Here is a 17,987-nt window from a genome sequence, read left to right on the forward strand (position 1 = left end):
AGGTCGACTGAACGGCCGACAGGGGCGCACTGCTGATAGGGCAACGGCAGAGCATACGTCCGCTTTCTGGAACCGAGCGGCTGCGCGTGAAGGACTGCGGTCGAAAAGTGGCGGGGCCGATCAGGGTGGGAAGCGGGCAGTCTGCTTCCAGCTTCGGAAACGGGAAAGCGGGCCATCGACGAGTGATCAAAGCTGCCCGAGATAGGATCACCTCGACCTGTCGCCGACCCCAATAACGAACGCCTCGAGAACCCCGGAGTGGTCAAAACCGCCCTGCCAGCGTCAGTCGTACGGCGGTTGGCTCGACCGGGTGGAAGGCGCGATCGAACACGCCGCCCGCTGGTTCGCCGGGCAGCCGGGACTCGTAGGCGTAGGTGATCTGATCCGCCTTGGCGTTCGTGAGGTTGAGAATGTCGAGCGCCAAGCTCATGCCGTTCTCGAAGTTGTAGCCGGCGCGGCCGTTGAGCAGCGCGGTCGGCTTCGAGCGCACGCTGTTGTCCTCCATCAGCGGGCGCGGGCCGAAATAGCGGAAGCGCAGGCTGGCGAACCATCCCAGCGGCTCGCCGTAGGTGATGCCGGCAGAGGCGATCACCTGCGGCGCTTCCGGCACGCGGTTGCCGACCGGGTCGACATTGGTGAAGCGGGCGTTGGTGAGGGTCAGATCGCCTTCCAGCGTGAGCGCGGAGGTGACGGCGTAGCGGTTGGCCCACTCGACCCCGATGCGGCGGGTCGGCCGGCTGGGCTCGGTGGTGCCGGAGTCGCCCGCGAACAGGTTCTCCGAGGCGAAGTCGAGCTGGAACCAGGCAAGGCTGGTTTCCAGCCCGGCGATCGAGCGGTTGTGGATGCCAACCTCGTAGCCGGTGGAGGGGACGACAAGAGGCGCGCGGACGACGTTGAAGAGCGAGCTGGTCGGATCGACGGTGGCGGTCACCCCGCGCGCGTCGTTCGAATGGAAACCCCCGCCGTAGTTCACGTACAGCTCGGTGTCGGCCCAGGGGCCGAGCACCAGTCCGAGTTTCGGATTGACGATGCCGTCGCGCGCCTTGCCGGAATTGGCCGGCGTGTCCGAGCGGACGTCGGCATAGTAGCCATCGGCGCGAAAGCCGATGCTGGTACGCAGCCACTCCGTCCATTTGACGCGCGTGTCGAGATAGAACGCTGCGCTCGACTCCAGCACCCGATCGTCGAGCACGCCTGAGAGGTACTGGCGGTTGGCGGTGTTGAAGAGCCCGACCCGGATGCTGTCGGTACGCGTCTGGACACCGACCTCCAGCTCCGCCGGCCGGCCGAGGACGTCGCCCTGGAAGATGTGTGCGACCTCGCCGCCGCCCAGCACGCGCTGATCGAGCTGGTAGAACTGGTCGCCGTTGACGGGGTCGTTCAGGAAATAGGTGAAGTCGTTGAACAGGTTCATCTGGTAGCGGATCACGTAGGCGGAGGCCTTGGTGATCCCGGTCTCGTCAGTCATGCTCCAGCGGCCCGAGAGCGAGAAGCGGCCGGTATTGCCGCCATCGGTCGGATTGAGCGTGCCGAAGCGTCCGATCAAGCCTTCGTTCACCGCTCGCTCGGGGATCTGGTTGGTGGCATTCCACTTGGCCCAGTAGGCCATGCCGGTGACGGAGAAGCCGTCGTTCTGAGTGCCCTGGCTGTAGCGGACGACGCCGTTGAGCTTGCCCAGCCGGTCGGGCACGTCCCAGGGCCCGTCATAGGTCTGCGCCTCGCCGGCCACGAGCAGGTGGCCGTCTCCCAACGGAGACGAGGCGATCGTCAGCGCGCGCTTGTAGCCGAAGCTGCCGATCGCGGTCAGCGCGATATTCTTCTCGACCGTGTCGAGGTAGCCGATCCGCACCGATCCGGCCGAGGCGAAGTCCCCGTCGCGGGCGAAGTACGGCCCCTTATGGAACTCGACACCGCCGACCAGCTCGGGAATCAGGAAGTTGAGGTCGGCATAGCCCTGTCCGTGGGCGTGGGTCCGCATGTTCACCGGCATGCCGTCGACCTCAATGGCGATGTCGGTGCCGTGGTCGAGGTTGAACCCGCGCAGGAAGAACTGGTTGGCTTTGCCCTCGCCCGAATGCTGAGTGATGATCAGCCCCGGTACGGCTTCCAGCACTTCGCCGGGGCGTGTGACCGGACGGCTGTTGAGCTGGGCACCAGTGATGATGCCGGCACTCGCGGCATCGACCGTCGGTAGCGCACCGCCAATCCCCATCGTGCCGCCGACGAAGCCGGCATTCGCCGCTGGTCCGGATGAGGCCGCCGCCGGAGCACGTGCGCCTTCACCGGACACCGAGATCTCGTCCAGTGGCGCCTCTTCGGCAGAAACGACCGGTGCGAGCGCAAGGAGACTTACGGTAGCGAGCGCAGCACGAGACAACGAACGGCGTGACACGGTCGGCGGACCTTCGGCAACGGCAGTGGCACGTCACCGCGAAGAGTCTCAATGCAAAGCTCAGGCCCTGCCTCTCGACACCCATTGGGGCACCCCGCCCAACGCGTTTCGCGTGTGACCACGACTGACGGCAGGTCTCCTGGCTCGCGGGTCGCTGCCTTCCATCCGTCTTCCCAGGTCGAGGAACCCAGTGACACAGGTGGCGGAAGGCTCGCCGCTTACAGTTGCGGGGGCAGCCGCGGCATCGGAGCCAAAGCCCTTCACCGCGTTCCCTTTTGATCCCCGGGGGGAACCGTCATGGCCTAGCTAGCGGCGGCATCGTCCAAGCGTCAACGCGTGCGCGGCCGCCTCGCCTGAACCTGTATCGGCAGAGCCACACCTCGGAGTGACGGGCCCTTGCGACCAAGGCTCGAGGAATGGACGTTTCACGCGCTTCATCTGCCGGTGTTCGGGCCTCAGCGGAGGCAGGGCACTAGGCGGCGATGAGCATTCGTAGTCCTGCAACGACGAGCAGGGCAGTGAGAAGCCAACGCAGTATGAGCACTGGCAGATGCTGGACCGCGAGCCATGAGCCGGCGAAGCCGCCTGCTGCGACGGCAAGGAGCCACATCGGCAGCTCCGACGGAAGAAGGCTCAGTGTGGCCCATGATCCCATCAGGGCGGCGCAGGAGTTCAGGAGGTTAAAGACGACCGAGATTGCCGCTGCCTGACGGACCTGGACCCAACGCATCGCGAGGATCAGTGGGGCCAGGAAGATTCCTCCTCCGACCCCGGTCACACCGGACGCAAAGCCGATTCCAGCCCCAGTGATAAGGGCGGGCAGGAAGGGTGGATCATGAGGGATCGGGTCGTCAGGGCGATAACGGCCGCGCAGCGTCGGCACGGCCGCTGCCATCATCAGCACACCAACGACCGGCCGATACAGCGACGGATCGAGATGCGTCGCCCCTCCGAAAACGGAAAATGGGGCGCCCAGGACCGCGAAAGGGTAGCAGCTTCGCCACGTGAGCATCCCAGCCTTCGCAAAGCGCGCGGTCCCGATCGCCGACACCAGGATGTTCAGGGCCAGCGCAGAAGGCTTCATGATCGCCGGTGCGAATCCGGCAAGGCTCATCAACGCGACGTAGCCGGTGCCCCCTGCCTGTCCCACGGCAGAGTAGAGCGCGGCGACGAGAGCGATGGCAGCAGCGAAGAGATATCCGGACACCCGCCGTGCCTAGCACAAAGGCCGAGGTAAAAGACCGCGAGGTCGTCGCGACGACCATCCGCTTTCGGGAGTGACGCAGCCGCTCGTGCACGACTGGGTTGGGTCGAGGCTGTTTCAAAACGCGTTGAGCTCTGTCGTCTGCCCCGATCGGCTGCAGATGGATCGCAGCGTGGTGCCCCAGCTCAGGCTCGGATGGCCTGGACGAGTTCGGCTGCACCGAACAGGCGGATGATCCGATATTGGACGCCTGATCAACCTGACATTCTCGCTCTGGTGCTTCGGGCAGCACGCCTACCCAGAGGCGTGCCGGTGTGCGTGGCCTTTCCATCCAGCGCGCTTCAGTCCCGGCTCACGCCACTCCGGGGCCTACCCAGGATGGGGCGCATATCTTCGAGCGGCTGCACAGGCACTACTTGGCGGCATTCTGGGAAACGATCCACATATGCCTTCTACGGCATGGATATGCATCGCAATATTCCGGTTGAGCGGGCATAGTTATAGCAGCAAGGGCATCGATAAATTCCAGATCCGCTCAGTTGTCCCTTGCGATTGCCGCATTCTTCCGATATAACATTTTCATCGGATTAGATGTCCTCGGCCTGCTCTCCTGCTCCTTATCGAGCGCCGAGTCCGGTTTCCTGGTTAAAATCAAAATTTGATCGCTGCATTCGTTGCAGCGCCATGTTGTTTGCTCTGGCAAACGACGATCCTAAACATAAGCGCCGTTTCACGGTTCGCCCGGAGCTGCGCGCGGATTAACATGCCTATTATCTCTGAAACAAAGCTAGCGACGGCAGCGCTATGCCCGCAAGCCGCTTCGACGCTCGCGACAGCTCAATCTACTTGGAAGCCTCACTCTTGTGGCCTATCCCGCGACGAGCTGCGCAAGATCGTCTTAGACGCCCTCGGTTGAGCGGCGAGCGCAATAGGGCGCCCCGCGAACGACATCGACTACGAAGATAAAGGATTTCCAATGAGCATCGGTACCGTAAAGTGGTTCAACGACACCAAAGGCTTCGGCTTCATCCAGCCCGAAGACGGCGGCAACGATGTGTTCGTTCACATCTCTGCTGTCGAGCGAGCTGGAATGCGCAACCTGATTGAAGGGCAGAAGGTCTCCTACGAAATGGAAACTGACCGCCGCTCTGGGAAGCAATCTGCCGGCAGCCTTCAGGCCGCTTGAGGCCTGCTCGTCATCAACTGACGAGTTTGAAGCCGCCCCTCTGGGGCGGCTTCACCTGTTTTTCGCCCTGCTCAACCGGGGCCATAACCCAACACAGAGCGCACGGATTGGTATTGTCGGCGCACGAGCATAATGCGGCGGCATCCAAATCTTTTCCGCGCTAAGCAGGAGGCTACCATGGCCGATTTTGCAGGGTATGTTCCAGTCCTCCTAGAGCCCTTGGCAGACCGAAAGAAACGGTGGGCCCAAGAGAGCGTCGACGCCTGGACGCAACATGACGAGAAGCTTCGGGCACGTGACGAGAAGACATTTCGCCTGAAGTCCCTGCGCCTCGCGAAAGAAGCTGCGGAGAAAGCAGCTACCGCTCAGGCGGCTTTGGTGCCGAAGGCTAGAGCGAAGCGAAAGCGCAATCTCGTCTGAAGGCGGCCTTTGGAGGCGGATAATGAACGAAAATCGCAGCAAGGAGTGGAAGCGGGCCGACGCTGAGTTTGCGAAAACGCAGGCCCCTGCATTGCAGGAAATCAGTCAGGAGGCAGCGCCCAGCTTCTTGGACGAGAAGAGTGCACGGCTAAAGGCAGCACGGCTCGCGAGGGATGCTGCCGACAACGATCTGACGAGGAAACCTCTGGTAAAGAGAGGATGACAACACCCGCGACAAAGCAGCAGATTAGAGCTCGACTGAGCCGTGCGATCACTTCCCGGTGAGAGAACCTGTGGCGCATGTACAGTGTGCTGCCTGGTTCTCGAAATCAAAACGCTTGCCAAACCTGCCGGTACCTTATGTGAGCACAACACGGGTGCCGCATGCGGTGTTTATAAGGATCGTCCAGCAGCGTGCGCGAAGTGGCACTGCTTGTGGCGCAAGGTCGAGGCGCTTCCAGATGAATTGCGGCCGGATCGTTCCGGAGTGATGTTCTCGTTGGAGACTGCTCCCACGTCTGAAGACCCGTTCCTCCGGGCTCGCATTGTCTGCCGGGCAGCGTATGGGCTTGACGCGTTCGAGCGTTGGGAGGCGATCGAAGCCATCGAGATGTTCGTTCGAGAAGGCTCGCTTCCAGTCTGGACCGCGTTCGGCTCTGCGGCGTCGCTGGTCTACCCGGAGCCCGCCCGCGCAGATCATCTGCGAGACGCCATCAGGCACCCTCACGCGGAGAGAAACCGAGGCCATGAGGAAGAGTCTGCAGCCTGGAGGTTAAGGCTCGGCTACGCCGATGCGCTGGTGCCGCCTGCCTGTCCCACGGCAGAGTAGAGCGCGGCGACGAGAGCGATGGCAGCGGCGAAGAGATATCCGGATACCCACCGTGCCTAGCACAAAGGCCGAGGTAAAAGACCGCGAGGTCGTCACGACGACCGTCCGCTTTCGGGAATCGCGAGGCCGGGCGTGTACGACTGCGTTGGGTCGTTTGAGGAATGGCCGCTTTCGAGAACGAAGGCGAGCCGACCCGTCTAGCGCTTCACGAAGCCGATATCGGCCGCGACCGCCTTCAGGCGATCGGGCTCGCGCTCCTTCCGCTCGCTGTAGCGATCGACGAGATACTCGGCCCGCTCGCGGGTGAGCAGGGTGAACTTCATCAGTTCCTCGCAGACGTCGACGACGCGCTCGTAGAGCGGGCCCGGCTTCATCCGGCCGGCTTCGTCGAACTCCTTGTAGGCCATCGGCACCGAAGATTGGTTCGGAACCGTGATCATCCGCATCCAGCGTCCGAGGACGCGGAGGGCGTTCACGGCGTTGAAGCTCTGCGATCCGCCGGACACCTGCATCACCGCGAGCGTCCTACCCTGCGTCGGGCGGACCGAGCCCTCGCTGAGAGGGAGCCAGTCGATCTGGCTCTTCATGACGCCGGTCAGTTGCCGTGCCGCTCAGGGCTGACCCAGACCTGTCCCTCGGACCAGATCGACAAGGACCGTAACTCCTGGACCTTCGGATGGTCGGCCGTGGCATCGTCCGGCAGCGGCAGGCCGTGGGCATCGTAGATGCGGACCTCGCCGCCCATCGCCTCCAGCAGCCGAGCCGCCTCGTAGGCCAGGAAGCGGCTGAACGACCGCTCGCGCAGGGACCCGTAGAGGATCAGGAAGCGCGGTGCGTAGGTGAAGGGCGTTGTTGCGTGGACGCGCTCGCTCGTCGGCACCTCGAAATGCGCCTCGCTGAGGTTCGGGAGGCCGTCGGCGAAAGGCTGATGGGGCTTGTCCACGGCGCGTGCTTTTTCAACGTTTCAACAATCATTGAATCAATGGACTGGCCATGGACGAACGGCAAGCGGTCGCAGCCTTCGTCGCCCTCGGGCAGGAGACCAGGCTCCGGGTGGTCCGTGCCCTCGTCGTGGCTGGGCCGAATGGCCTCGCTGCCGGCCTGCTCGCGACCGAGATCGGTGTGTCGGCGACGAACCTGACCTTCCACCTGAAAGAGCTGTCCCATGCCGGGCTGATCCAGTCCCGGCGCGAGGGCAAGTCGGTCATCTACAGTGCCGCCTACGAGGGCCTGTCCGACCTCATCGCCTTCCTGATGCGCGACTGCTGCCAGGGCCGGCCCGAGGTCTGTGCCCCGGCGGTCGCTGCCCTTTCCGCCTGCAACCGCCCACCTGGAGACAGCGTCCATGCCTGAGGCGGTCGACGTCATGGACCACAACCCGGCCTGCGGAACCTCCCCCAACACCCTGGTGACGATCCGCAATGCGGGGGGCCGGCGTTCTCGTTTCTGGACCCCGAGCGTAGCCATGTCTCCGGTTGCTCTCGGGCTCGGGATCCTGGCTGTCGGCGTTCCGCCGTGCACCTGTGCACCGGCTGGATCGGATCCTATGTGATCGAGGCATCGATGCGCCCCTGCCGCGGCGGCCGGGCGGACGGCAGGCCAGCGCTTCGCCCGCCTCGCGTCCTGCCTTTCGCCGGGGAACCGTAGGACACTTCTCCGAAGCCCTCTGAGCCCCTATGAGGGCCTTGGGACGGCCTGGGACGGGTGGGACGAGCATCCATTCGGTCGCATCCGGCAGAGTTGGACCGGAAGAACGAACGGATTTGTCGATGAAGTGTCGCCGGCCGGCCATCCGCTGCGGAGGAACGTCATGATCGAGCGCGCAGGCGTCGGCGCGCAGAACCCGGTCGACCTGAGGCTCTACGGCCTCCTCGACGTGGGCGTGCTCGGCGGCGATGCCGAGCGGCTCGCGGAGCTGGCCTCGGAGGCCGTCGCCGGCGGCTGCACGCTGCTGCAGTACCGCGACAAGGACATGGACAGCGCCCGCGCCGCGCTCGCCCGCATCCGCGCGATCCGCGCCGCGGTGGAGGGCCGGGTGCCGGTGCTCGTCAACGACCGGGTCGACCTGGCGCTCGCGGCGGAGGCCGAGGGCGTGCATCTCGGCCAGGGCGACCTGCACCCGAACGAGGCGCGCCGCCTGCTCGGCGCTGGCGCCATCATCGGGCTCACGGTCAAGACCGGGGCCCAGGCCGACGAACTCTACCGGCTGCCGGTGGATTATGCCTGTATCGGCGGCGTCTTCGCCACGACGAGCAAGGACAATCCCGACGCGCCGGTGGGCCTCGACGGGCTGCAGCGCCTCGTCGTGCGCGGCCGCCTCGCCCGCGGACAGAGCCTGCCGCTCGGCGCCATTGCCGGGATCGACGCGGGCAACGTCGCCGAGGTGATCGCGGCCGGTGCCGACGGCGTGGCGCTGATCTCGGCCCTTTTCAAGGATGACGCCACCCAGGAGAGGGCCCGCGACTTGCGCGAGCGCATCGATGCGGTGCTGATGGCGCGCGAGCACAAGAATTGAGGAGACCTTCGCCGATGGCCACCACCCCGATCGCGCTCACCATCGCCGGTTCGGATTCGAGTGGGGGAGCCGGCATCCAGGCCGACCTCAAGACCTTCGCGGCCCTGCGCGTCTATGGTGCCAGCGTGATCACCGCGATCACCGCGCAGAACACCACCGGCGTGCAGGCGATCCACGATGTCCCGCCGGACTTCGTCGCGGCGCAGATCGACTCGGTGATGTCCGATCTCGCCGTCGGTGCGGTGAAGATCGGCATGCTCTCGCAGCCCGCCACCATCCGCGCTGTGGCGGAGGGGCTGCGGCGTCACGCTGCCGGGCTCCCCGTCGTCCTCGATCCCGTGATGGTCGCCACCAGCGGCGACCGGCTGATCTCGGAGGAGGCGGTGACGGCGCTTCGCGACGAGCTGATGCCGCTCGCCACGGTGATTACACCCAACCTGCCGGAAGCCGCGACGCTGCTCGGCCGGACGGAGGTGGCCCGCACGGAGAACGAGGCCGTCGCCCAGGCACGAGAGATCCTCGCGCTCGGCGCGCGTGCCGTCCTGATCAAGGGCGGACATGCCGAGGGCAACGAGAGCGTCGACCATCTCATCGGCGCCGACGGGACCCTGCGCCGCCTCGCCTCGCCGCGCATCGCCTCGACCAACAGCCACGGCACCGGCTGTACCCTGTCGGCGGCCGTTGCGGCCGGGCTCGCCTGCCGGCTTGAGCTCGCCGAGGCGTCCGCGCGCGCAAAGGCCTTCATCACGGCCGCGATCAGGGCGGCCGACCGTGTTTCGGTCGGACGGGGACATGGACCCGTGCACCATTTCCACGCCCTCTGGCAATAATCGCACCCCCATCCCGGGTTGCGTCCGCCCCCGCTTTGCGTTTGATGGAGCAAACGCTCGTTCGGATTACCGGATGGCGGCGCGGTGGACGGAGACCATGCAGGATACGGCGACAGGCCTGGAACGGGCGCGAGCGAGAGATCTCGGTGCGCAGGTGCTCTCGGGCCAGCTCGGCAAGACCATCCACCGGCTGCGCAAGGCCTACAACCTCTCGCTCTCGGAGCTCGCCGAGCAGTCTGGTGTCGCGAAGTCGATCATCAGCCAGATTGAGCGCAACGAGACTAACCCGACGCTCGCCACGATCTGGCGCCTGTCGCAGGCTCTCGACGTCTCGATCGAGCGCGTGCTCGCCACCTCCGACGAAGAGCCCTTCATCGAGAAGACCTCGCGGGCCGATACGCCGATCCTACTCTCGGAGGACGGTAAGGTACGGCTCGCCATCATCGGCTGGATCAAGACGGTCGAGTGGCTGCAATGGTACGACGTTACCGCTGATCCCGGCGGCATACTCGATTCTGACCCGCATCAGCGTGGCTCGGTAGAGTCGCTCTCGGTGATTGAGGGTGCCTTCGAGGTCGATGTCTCGGGTGAGATCCAGCGCGCCCGCGCAGGAGAGACGCTGCGCTACCGCTGCGACCGTCCACACGTGGTGCGCTGCGTCGGATCCGAGCCTGGACGCGCCACCATGGTGGTGATCATGAAGGCGGCTGTCATGGAGTAGCCCGCTCCACTGCGGGGGTTGATTGTAGAAATCATACAATTTGCCAATGTTAGACCTCGACGACGACGAGGATTTGCGCTGGCGACCGAAGTTGGCGCTCTCCCGCTCCGAACCAGACCGGATATGACGCATGAACCTGTCGAGGTTGCTTCCGATGGTTTGGAGGGCTTGATCGCCGGCTACCGAGCCGTGGTGTTCGATTCGGCCGCACGCAGGGCCTCCATCGTTGCGACGGATACTGACACCAAAGACGAGGTGCCGACGCGCGCTAGGCGATCGTCGGCGCCTTAGTCTTCGAACTCTGGGACGCGCTCTGCCTGATCGGCCGCTACGAGCCGATACGAAGAACCGTCAAACCACCTCAGCCAGACCGAGCTGCTCCAGGCTCGCCGCCCAGACCTGCTCCTGAAGAGCGCAATCACGGCTTCGCTGCGACGAGGCCGTCTCACGGCTTCTGGCGAAGTAGCGGCCGGAGACGCGGTCGAGTCCTGGCGCCGTCGCGACGTGGAGCGAGGTTCTGGCGCCGCGCTCGGTCGAGATCAGAAAGGGACGGATCAGGCTCCAGAAGAGGCCGAGCGCCCCGTTGAGATTTTTGGTAAAGCCGCTGGCTACCACGCCGGGATGCACGGCGTTCACGGTGACGCCACTTCCTTCGAGACGGCGGGAGAGGGCATAGGTGAAGAGCAGGTTGCCGAGCTTGGCCTGAGAATAGGCCTTCATGCCGCCGAAGGAACGCTCGCTGTTCAAGTCGTCGAGGGCAATCCGGCCGCGCGTATGAGCGGCCGAGGACAGGTTGACGATGCGGGCCGGCGCGCTGGCCTTCAGACGCTCGAGCAGCGCGAGGCTGAGCTGCATATAGGCGAGATGGTCGAGCGCCCAGGTGCGCTCAAGTCCATCGGCGGTCAGTGACCGCGTATCAAAAATCGCGCCGGCATTGTTCACCAGGACATCGAGGCGCGGATAGAGCGCGAGCACCTCCGCCGCCAGACGCCGGATCTCGGCCTGCGCGGATAGATCGGCGACGAAGACATCGACCTTGCCACCCGTCTCCGCGTGGATACGGTCGGCGGCTGCACGGACACGCTCGTGGTTCCGGCCGACTATGCCGACGCGGGCGCCGGCGCGGGACAGCCCGAGCGCCGTCTCGGCACCGATGCCCGAGGATGCACCGGTGACGAGACAGATCCTGCTCCGCATAGAAGCGGTGGTGCTCAGAAAACCGCCTTACCGATCAGCACGGCGATCAGCACGATCACGATGGCGATCGCGAGGAAGACGCCGAACAGGATCTTCGAGATCGACCGCGCGCCGGAGGCGATACCGGTAAAGCCGAGACCTCCGGCGATGATCGAGATCACGAAGGCGATCAGGGCCCATCGCAGCAGCTTCATCGGGTGCACTCCAGGTTACGAGATAGCGAACAGCGGTGCATCAACCCGGCTTGGCGGTACCGCGTTCCGTTGCCAGCGCCGCATCCGTAGCCGAGTCCTGGTGGAACGGCTCCGCCCTGGCAACGAGTGCTGCGGCCAGCGCGTGGTAGATCCCCTCCTTGCACACGAGTTTCGAGACTGCGTCGGCGATGATCGCTGCGATCATCAGCGGGATCATCATGGCGTGGTCCTGAGTCATCTCGGTGACGATAACGAAGGAGGTGATCGGCGCCTGCAGCACGCCGGTGAGGTAGGAGACCATCCCGATCAGCACGAGGGCGCCGATGGGCGCCTCGGCGAAGAGCAGCTTGGCCTCGGCTCCGAGGCCCGCGCCGACCGCGAGCGAGGGCGCGAACAGGCCCCCAGGGATCGCACTGATCGAGGAGAAGACCGTGGCTGCGAACTTCAGTGGCGCGAAGCCCCAGTCGATGGCCTCCCTGCCATGAAGAATTGCCCGCGCCTCCTCGTAGCCCGTGCCGTAGACTGTCCCTCCCGAGAGGAGGCCGCAGATGGCAACGCAGAGCCCGCAGGACAGCGCGAACAGGACGGGATGGAGGGCGATCCAAGCCCCCACCCGACCCGGCAGCCCCATGCCGAACAGGATGACGATGCGGCTGAACAGGCCGCCCGCGAGACCGCCGATCGCGCCTAGCAGGGGCACGGCGAGCCAGTTTGCAGAGAAGGGCAGGGTGGCCGAAGTCGTGCCGAAATAGGTGTAGTCGCCAAGGATCGCGAGCGAGGTCAGGCCGGCGGCGATGATCGCGGCGACGATCAATCCACTCGCCTTGCGGTCATAGGCGCGGCCGAGCTCCTCAATACCGAAGACGATGCCGGCGAGCGGCGTGTTGAAGGCGGCTGCGACGCCAGCAGCGCCGCCAGCGAGCAAAAGGCCCCGCACCCGCGTCGGCGAGAATCGCCCGAAGGCAGCGAGGATCGCGGCACCGACCTGAACTGTTGGCCCCTCGCGTCCCACCGAGGCGCCGCCGAGCAGCCCCAGTGTCATCACTACGACCTTCCCGAAGGCAACCTTGAGCGAGACCAGGGCGCGCTGAGCCCGCGCCTCGCCGATGGCACGCGCGGCGATCACCTGAGGAATGCCCGAGCCCTGCGAGTTCGGAAACACCGTGCGGGCGAGATGGGCCGCGAGCGCGAAAGCGGCCGGCGTGGCTGCAAGCGCGAACCAGGGCGAGAGCGCGAGCCCCTGCTTGAACAGCGCTTGCGCTGCGTCGGCGAGCTTCGCCATCACTACGGCGGCGAGGCCCACGCAGAGGCCGCCCGACAGGAACAACAGCCTGCGCCGCCAAGTCTCCCAGCCATCGAGGGAGGCGCCGCGCAGACGCAGCATGGTGCGTCTGATCTGCTGGGGTCGAAGGTGCATGGTCTCGGGCCGGCTCGGGATAGGAGGGGAGAGCGGGTGCGAGGCCTCCGCCTTCCCGACAGGATCCTCTTAAGCCAGTTCTGGGCCGGTTCAGCCTTCCGCGGCGCAAAGCGTCTCCACCGCCTTCACATAAGCGTTGGCGTCGAACTTCCTGAGCGAGTTTTCACTCTGGTAACGCACGGTGCCGAAGACCGGTCGCTTCTGCCAGGGGCGGTCATGCAGGCCGAAGACCCAGGCCACGTTGGTAAAGGAGTTCGGGTCGCGCCCGTCGAGGAAATAACGGTTATTGAGGCGCAGGGTACGCGCGAAGGCCTCCTCGGGGGAGGGCGACCATTCGAGGATTTTCTTGCCCCAGTACATGCGCAGGTGGTTGTGCATGTAGCCGGTCTCGCGCATCTCGCGCATCGCTGCATTCCAATATGCATCATGAGTCATGCCCTCGGCGAGCTCGGCCTCGCTGTATAGGTGGGGGCGACGGTCCCCCGCCTGCTCTGCCAGGGTCTTCTTCGCCCAGTCGGGCAGGGCGGTCTCGTAGCGGTCGTATCCGTCCGTGTAGAACACGTGGTTCATGGCGAGCTCGCGCCGCACGATCAGCTCTTCGAGGTAGCTCTGGCGATCCTCGCGGCTGGCAGATTCGACGGCCCGCACGGCCAGTGCGATCTCGACCGGCGAGATCTGCCCGAAATGCAGGTAAGGGCTCATGTGCGAGGCGGCATCCGCCTCGGGCCTGTTGCGGTCGGTCCCGTAGCCCAAGAAGGATCCGGCGAGATAGGCCTTCAGCCGCCGGGTCGCCTCCGTATGCCCGCCGACGAAGCGCCGCACAGGGGCGACCGTTGTATCGAGGCTCAGGCCGGCAAGCACCGCATCGGGATCTGAGACGTCGATCTCGCTCGCAAGCCTCACGCCGTCGGCCTTATACTTCACCGTGCGGGCCTGCAGCGGCTTCAGATACTCGTCCCAGAGCCTATGCAGCTTCGGGCGTAGGGTGCGCGCGGCGAATTCATGCTTGGTCGAGGCCGTCTCGACGGGAACCACCACGTCGCCCTCGACCTGCACGATGCGGGTCTCGACCCCGTCGACGATCTCGCCGTACCAGCGCTTCTGGATCGCCAGGTAGCCTCGGTCGAGCACCAGCAGCTTTGCATCTCTCGCAAGATCGATGGCGATCCGAGCGGGTGAGGCCTTGCGCATGACGAAGCCGATGCCGCGCGCGGCCAGCCGCTGCCGGCAATCGGCGAGCCCTTGCAGCAGGAAGGCGTAGTGCCGAGCATTGGCCTCGGGAAAGCCGCTCTCGCCGTCGAGCAGGCCGAAACAGACGACTACAGGACAGCGAAGCCGATTGGCTTCCTCAATCGCGAATTCGAGGGCCGGATTGAAGTCGGCGCGATTGGCTTGCTGGAGCAGGTAGAGGACGTAGGAGCCGCCCTCACGCGGCTCGACGTCGTTCAGAGCCTTGAGACGCATCGCCTGGATTGCCATGCCGAATCAAAAATCTCCATTGCAGTCGGTGGCATCGCGGGAGGCGCTGCGCCACGACCCTGCTGGTTGCCGAACCTTCAACCGTGCGGGTTACCAGTACGGGAGCTCAAGATGATTAGGAATATCTGAATTTACAGGGGTTTACGCGTCAATCTACTTGTGGTCCGTTCTCGATCATTGATGATCGGCACGATCCAACCCTGAGACATTTCGGTAACATCGTTCGAGCAATGTGCGGTTCGGCACGTCGAGCGTTGCGCCACCCAACGCGGCGGCCTTGCATTTTGTCGTCGAAGGATCAGATTGTGCGTCGCGGGATCGATGGCGTTTCGGTCCTGCTGCCCTCCTTGGGCGTTTCCTCCCTAGACTACGGGCCGCTCTCACGGGCGGCTTTTTTTTGTCGTGTCAGCCGCGTGCGCGGGCGCGGATCATGAAGTTGTCATAAGTGTACTCAGCGACCTGGAACCAGAGATACTCCTCGTTCCGGAAGGTTTTCATCGCCTCGTAGACGCGCTTGAAGTCGGCGCTCTTGGCCGAGAGCTCGCCGTAGAGGTCATTGGCCGCCTTCAGGGCCGCTTCCATCACGTCCTGCGGGAACGGGCGCAGTTGCGCACCCCCGGCGACGAGCCGGCGCAGGGCCTGCGGGTTGTGCGCGTCGTACTTCGCCTGAACCTCGGCACCGACCTGGGCCGCGGCCGCCTGTAGAATGGCTCTGTAATTCTTCGGCAGTGCCTTCCATTTCTCGGCATTGAACCAGAACAGCATCATCACGCCGCCTTCCCAGAAGCCGGGGAAGTGGTAAACCGGCGCAACCTTCTGCAGGCCGAGCTTCTCGTCGTCGTGTGGGCTGATCCACTCGGCTGCATCGAGCGTCTTCGCTTCGAGCGCGCCGTAGAGATCCGGGCCTGCCATTCCCTGGGGCGAGACGCCCAGTTTGGCGAGAACCTGGCCGCCGAGTCCGGTGATGCGGAACTTCAGCCCTTGCAGGTCGGCCGTCGTCTTGATCTCCTTGCGGAACCAGCCGCCCATCTGCGCACCGGTATTGCCGCCCGGCACGGCAACGAGTCCGTGCCGGGCGAAGATTTCGGTAAACAGATCGCTCGCACCACCCTGAAGCCACCAGGCGCTCTGCCCGCGCGCATTGAGGCCGAAGGGCGTCACCGATGCCAGTGCGAAGACCGGATCCTGGGCGATGCCGAGCGTGGACGACGCGTGCGCGATCTCGACCTTGCCCGACCCGACCGCGTCGAGCAGGCCGTCGTTCGGCATGATCTCGCCGGCTGCCGCGGGCTGGATCTTGAAGCGGCCGTCGGTCGCCTCGCTGACGATCCGGGTGAAGCTCTCGGAGGCGCCGAACAGAGTGTCGAGGGATTTCGGAAAGCCCGATCCGAGCCGCCAGGTCAGCTCGGGCGCGGCCTCGGCGAGGGCAGGCGCGGCCAAGGGCGTGGCGGCCGTTGCTAGGCCCGCAGAGAGGAGTGTTCGTCGCGGCAGCGTGTTCGGCATCTTGGCTCGCTCGTCTCCGATCTCGGCTTGCCGCGGCATACACATTCCACGGTGCGAAGTCGTGCCGCGTTCGCTCTGCTACCGTCCCCGTGATAGCAGCGGGTCGTGGAACCCACGCGCGTCACCCTTCACACCGTCTGCGGCCTCGAGGAGCTGCCGGGCCACGGCGCCCGCGGCGTTACGCATGTATTGTCGATTCTCGATCCCGGCTGGCCCGATCCGGATTTCGGCGGCTACGGTACGCACCGCCGCACGGTGCTGCGCTTCCACGATGCCATCGCACCGGGACCCAGCCTCGTGCTGCCGGAACCTCGCGACGTCGAGGCAATCCTCGATTTCGGACGGTCTGTCTCGGCCGAGGCCGGCGAGACCCACATCCTTGTTCATTGCCATCTCGGCCTGTCGCGCTCGACGGCGGCTCTCGCCACGCTGTTCGCGCAGGCCGAGCCGGAGACACCGGCCGACGAACTGATCGACCGGCTGTACGCGCAGCGGGACGGAGCCTGGCCGAATGCCCGGATGATCGGCTTCGCCGACGAAGCGCTCGGCCGCGGCGGCACGCTCGTCAAGGCCGTGCGCCGCCTGCACGGACGCCAACTCGCCAGGAACCCAGGCCTCGATGCACTGATGCGTGACCTCAACCGGGCCGCCGAGGTCGAAGCAGCTATCCGGCCTTGAGTCGGTTCAGTTCGTTTTGGCGTAATTGAAGTTGCCGTCGCGCCAGACGTAAAGCACGTAGCCCTGAGCAGTGACGTCGCCTTTGGCGTCGAAGCCGACGGGGCCGAGGACGAGGTCAAAGCGTTCGGTATGCAACGCCTTGGCGATGGCCCGCGGATCGGTGCTGTGGCCGAAATTGCCGGCCTCCACCAGCGCCTGCAGAGCCGCGTAGCCGTAGACGAGAGAGCCGTCCGGCTCCGCTCCCTCCGCTTTCAGCCTGGTGACCACGGCCTGCGCGTCCGGCTTGCGGCTCGGATCGAGGTAGAAGGTCATCAGCACGCCGTTGCTCGCCGAGCCGGCGATCTTGCCGAATTCCGGTGTGGCGATCGACGAGGTACCGAACCATTGCGGCTTGAACCCGCGATCGGCCGAGATCTTCACCAGGCGGCCCATCTCCTGGGCGCCGCCGCCATAATAGACGACGTCGATTCCCATGCCCTTCAGCCGGTCGGCCAAAGCTGCGTTGTCGAGGTCGCCTGGCTGGAAGGCGGCGAACAGGGCCTCGTTGACGCCGATGCGGTTGAGGTTGTCCTTGGTGGCCGCGGCCAGCGCGCGCGAAGGTGGGGAGGGGTCGTAGAGGATCGCGATCTTGCGGTCGCGAAACCGCTCGGCGAGCACGGCTGCCGAAAGCTTCGCCTGGTCGTCGTCGCGCCCGCAAACACGGAAGATCGTCGGCAGGCCGCGATCGGTCAGCTTCGCCGCGACGGAGGCCGCGGTGATCATCACAATGCCGTTGGCGGCGTAGATGTCGGAGGCGGTCAGCGAGGCGTTCGAGCAGACGTGGCCGACAACGAGGCGAACATTGGCCTGGACGTAGTGGTTGGCCACCGCTGTCGCCTGATTCGAATCGCAGGCATCGTCCTGGACGTCGAGGACGATCTGCTCGCCGTCGAGGCCACCTTTGGCGTTGGCGTCCCGGGTCGCGGCCTGGACGCCGCGCAGGACCTGCTCGCCGATCGCGACGTAGGGGCCAGAGCGCGGCACCGCGACGCCGACCACCACGTCCGCGAGAGCAGGGCAGGCGGCGGTTGCGAGAAGGACGGATCCGAGGAGCACCCGCGGCAGGAAGCCGGCAAGGCGCGCGCCGGGATAGAGAAGGCGTCCGATCGTCATCCCGCCCCTTCTAGCGCTCTTGTTCTGTCAGCCAAACCCGGCCTCCGGGCCAACGCACGGCAGTCGAGGATGAGGGCGTGACGGCGAAAGCCCGCGAGTGCATGCATGCCGCAATGCAATGATGCAAGCGGCGTCCTTGGCAAGACGCAAAAGGCTACGAAGACGAGCGTGCGAACCGGATTTCGCGTGGTGACTGGAACGCTAGGTCACAAAGGAGCCGCCGCCGCCCTGACGCAGTCGGATCGGACCAGTCCATACGAGCTGGACCGG

The 17,987-nt window shown here is 65.3% G+C and carries 15 protein-coding genes, 1 pseudogene and 1 riboswitch; of the genes and pseudogenes, 7 read left to right on the top strand and 9 right to left on the bottom strand.

The features are described 5' to 3' along the window. Positions 1-262: 262 nt before the first annotated feature. Both MGN01_RS16570 and MGN01_RS16575 read right to left on the bottom strand, forming a co-directional pair. Positions 263-2,290 carry a TonB-dependent receptor gene (locus MGN01_RS16570; protein WP_373319200.1) on the bottom strand — a complete coding sequence of 676 codons (2,028 nt, stop codon included), beginning with the start codon at positions 2,288-2,290 and terminating at the stop codon, positions 263-265. Between the two features lie 214 nt (positions 2,291-2,504). Next, a riboswitch (cobalamin riboswitch) is annotated at positions 2,505-2,704 on the bottom strand. A 160-nt stretch (positions 2,705-2,864) separates the two neighbouring features. Further along, positions 2,865-3,599 carry a sulfite exporter TauE/SafE family protein gene (locus tag MGN01_RS16575; RefSeq protein ID WP_147047925.1) on the bottom strand — a complete coding sequence of 245 codons (735 nt, stop codon included), beginning with the start codon at positions 3,597-3,599 and terminating at the stop codon, positions 2,865-2,867. Between the two features lie 973 nt (positions 3,600-4,572). Between MGN01_RS16575 and MGN01_RS16580 the strand changes: the two genes are divergently transcribed. Together MGN01_RS16580 and MGN01_RS16585 are read left to right on the top strand one after the other, a co-directional pair. After that, positions 4,573-4,782: a cold-shock protein gene (locus tag MGN01_RS16580; protein WP_147047926.1), complete on the top strand. Its 210-nt coding sequence runs from the start codon at positions 4,573-4,575 to the stop codon at positions 4,780-4,782. A 177-nt stretch (positions 4,783-4,959) separates the two neighbouring features. Next, a complete protein-coding gene (locus MGN01_RS16585; RefSeq protein WP_147047927.1) occupies positions 4,960-5,202 on the top strand; it encodes a hypothetical protein in 243 nt (80 codons plus the stop codon). A 1,026-nt stretch (positions 5,203-6,228) separates the two neighbouring features. On the opposite strand, the pseudogene arsH reads toward MGN01_RS16585, so the two are convergent. Further along, positions 6,229-6,974 (bottom strand): annotated as a pseudogene (gene arsH / locus MGN01_RS16595) (arsenical resistance protein ArsH). 50 nt (positions 6,975-7,024) lie between these two features. Between arsH and MGN01_RS16600 the strand changes: the two are divergent. From MGN01_RS16600 to MGN01_RS16620, 4 genes are all read left to right on the top strand, one after another. Next, the gene (locus tag MGN01_RS16600) at positions 7,025-7,384 is read left to right on the top strand and encodes an ArsR/SmtB family transcription factor (RefSeq protein WP_147047928.1); all 360 of its coding nucleotides are present in this window, start codon (positions 7,025-7,027) and stop codon (positions 7,382-7,384) included. 457 nt (positions 7,385-7,841) lie between these two features. After that, positions 7,842-8,546, top strand: a complete 705-nt coding sequence (thiE, locus tag MGN01_RS16610) for a thiamine phosphate synthase (RefSeq protein WP_147047929.1) — start codon at positions 7,842-7,844, stop codon at positions 8,544-8,546. A 14-nt stretch (positions 8,547-8,560) separates the two neighbouring features. Continuing rightward, on the top strand, positions 8,561-9,376 hold the full coding sequence (gene thiD / locus MGN01_RS16615) for a bifunctional hydroxymethylpyrimidine kinase/phosphomethylpyrimidine kinase (RefSeq protein WP_147047930.1): 816 nt from the start codon (positions 8,561-8,563) through the stop codon (positions 9,374-9,376). Positions 9,377-9,473: 97 nt separating this feature from the next. Further along, on the top strand, positions 9,474-10,097 hold the full coding sequence (locus MGN01_RS16620; protein ID WP_147047953.1) for a helix-turn-helix domain-containing protein: 624 nt from the start codon (positions 9,474-9,476) through the stop codon (positions 10,095-10,097). Between the two features lie 351 nt (positions 10,098-10,448). Here MGN01_RS16620 and MGN01_RS16625 read toward each other — a convergent pair whose 3' ends face one another. The 5 genes from MGN01_RS16625 to MGN01_RS16645 form a co-directional block, all read right to left on the bottom strand. Continuing rightward, positions 10,449-11,294, bottom strand: a complete 846-nt coding sequence (locus tag MGN01_RS16625; protein ID WP_147047931.1) for an SDR family oxidoreductase — start codon at positions 11,292-11,294, stop codon at positions 10,449-10,451. Between the two features lie 14 nt (positions 11,295-11,308). Then, a complete protein-coding gene (locus tag MGN01_RS16630) occupies positions 11,309-11,488 on the bottom strand; it encodes a DUF1328 domain-containing protein (protein ID WP_147047932.1) in 180 nt (59 codons plus the stop codon). 40 nt (positions 11,489-11,528) lie between these two features. Beyond that, entirely contained in the window at positions 11,529-12,905 is a 1,377-nt protein-coding gene (locus tag MGN01_RS16635) for a chloride channel protein (RefSeq protein WP_147047933.1), read from the bottom strand. 90 nt (positions 12,906-12,995) lie between these two features. Next, positions 12,996-14,384 (bottom strand): deoxyribodipyrimidine photo-lyase, encoded by a 1,389-nt coding sequence (locus tag MGN01_RS16640; protein ID WP_147047934.1) that lies wholly within the window; start codon positions 14,382-14,384, stop codon positions 12,996-12,998. A gap of 405 nt (positions 14,385-14,789) precedes the next feature. After that, complete coding sequence (locus tag MGN01_RS16645) at positions 14,790-15,887, bottom strand: TRAP transporter substrate-binding protein (RefSeq protein ID WP_147047954.1); 1,098 nt, start codon at positions 15,885-15,887, stop codon at positions 14,790-14,792. Positions 15,888-15,992: 105 nt separating this feature from the next. On the opposite strand from MGN01_RS16645, the gene MGN01_RS16650 reads away from it, so the two are divergent. Then, on the top strand, positions 15,993-16,565 hold the full coding sequence (locus tag MGN01_RS16650; RefSeq protein WP_147047935.1) for a tyrosine phosphatase family protein: 573 nt from the start codon (positions 15,993-15,995) through the stop codon (positions 16,563-16,565). Positions 16,566-16,571: 6 nt separating this feature from the next. Here MGN01_RS16650 and MGN01_RS16655 read toward each other — a convergent pair whose 3' ends face one another. Further along, positions 16,572-17,717, bottom strand: coding sequence for a branched-chain amino acid ABC transporter substrate-binding protein (locus tag MGN01_RS16655; protein WP_147047936.1), 1,146 nt, complete (start codon positions 17,715-17,717; stop codon positions 16,572-16,574). Positions 17,718-17,987: the final 270 nt, after the last annotated feature.

It is taken from the genome of Methylobacterium gnaphalii (genome assembly GCF_007992215.1).
GTDB lineage: Bacteria > Pseudomonadota > Alphaproteobacteria > Rhizobiales > Beijerinckiaceae > Methylobacterium > Methylobacterium gnaphalii.

Coding starts and splice junctions, on each gene's coding strand:
- MGN01_RS16580 (WP_147047926.1), top strand. CDS start 4,573: ATGAGCATCGGTACCGTAAAGTGGTTCAACGACACCAAAGGCTTCGGC.
- MGN01_RS16585 (WP_147047927.1), top strand. CDS start 4,960: ATGGCCGATTTTGCAGGGTATGTTCCAGTCCTCCTAGAGCCCTTGGCA.
- MGN01_RS16600 (WP_147047928.1), top strand. CDS start 7,025: ATGGACGAACGGCAAGCGGTCGCAGCCTTCGTCGCCCTCGGGCAGGAG.
- thiE (WP_147047929.1), top strand. CDS start 7,842: ATGATCGAGCGCGCAGGCGTCGGCGCGCAGAACCCGGTCGACCTGAGG.
- thiD (WP_147047930.1), top strand. CDS start 8,561: ATGGCCACCACCCCGATCGCGCTCACCATCGCCGGTTCGGATTCGAGT.
- MGN01_RS16620 (WP_147047953.1), top strand. CDS start 9,474: ATGCAGGATACGGCGACAGGCCTGGAACGGGCGCGAGCGAGAGATCTC.
- MGN01_RS16625 (WP_147047931.1), bottom strand. CDS start 11,294: ATGCGGAGCAGGATCTGTCTCGTCACCGGTGCATCCTCGGGCATCGGT.
- MGN01_RS16630 (WP_147047932.1), bottom strand. CDS start 11,488: ATGAAGCTGCTGCGATGGGCCCTGATCGCCTTCGTGATCTCGATCATC.
- MGN01_RS16635 (WP_147047933.1), bottom strand. CDS start 12,905: ATGCACCTTCGACCCCAGCAGATCAGACGCACCATGCTGCGTCTGCGC.
- MGN01_RS16640 (WP_147047934.1), bottom strand. CDS start 14,384: ATGGCAATCCAGGCGATGCGTCTCAAGGCTCTGAACGACGTCGAGCCG.
- MGN01_RS16645 (WP_147047954.1), bottom strand. CDS start 15,887: ATGCCGAACACGCTGCCGCGACGAACACTCCTCTCTGCGGGCCTAGCA.
- MGN01_RS16655 (WP_147047936.1), bottom strand. CDS start 17,717: ATGACGATCGGACGCCTTCTCTATCCCGGCGCGCGCCTTGCCGGCTTC.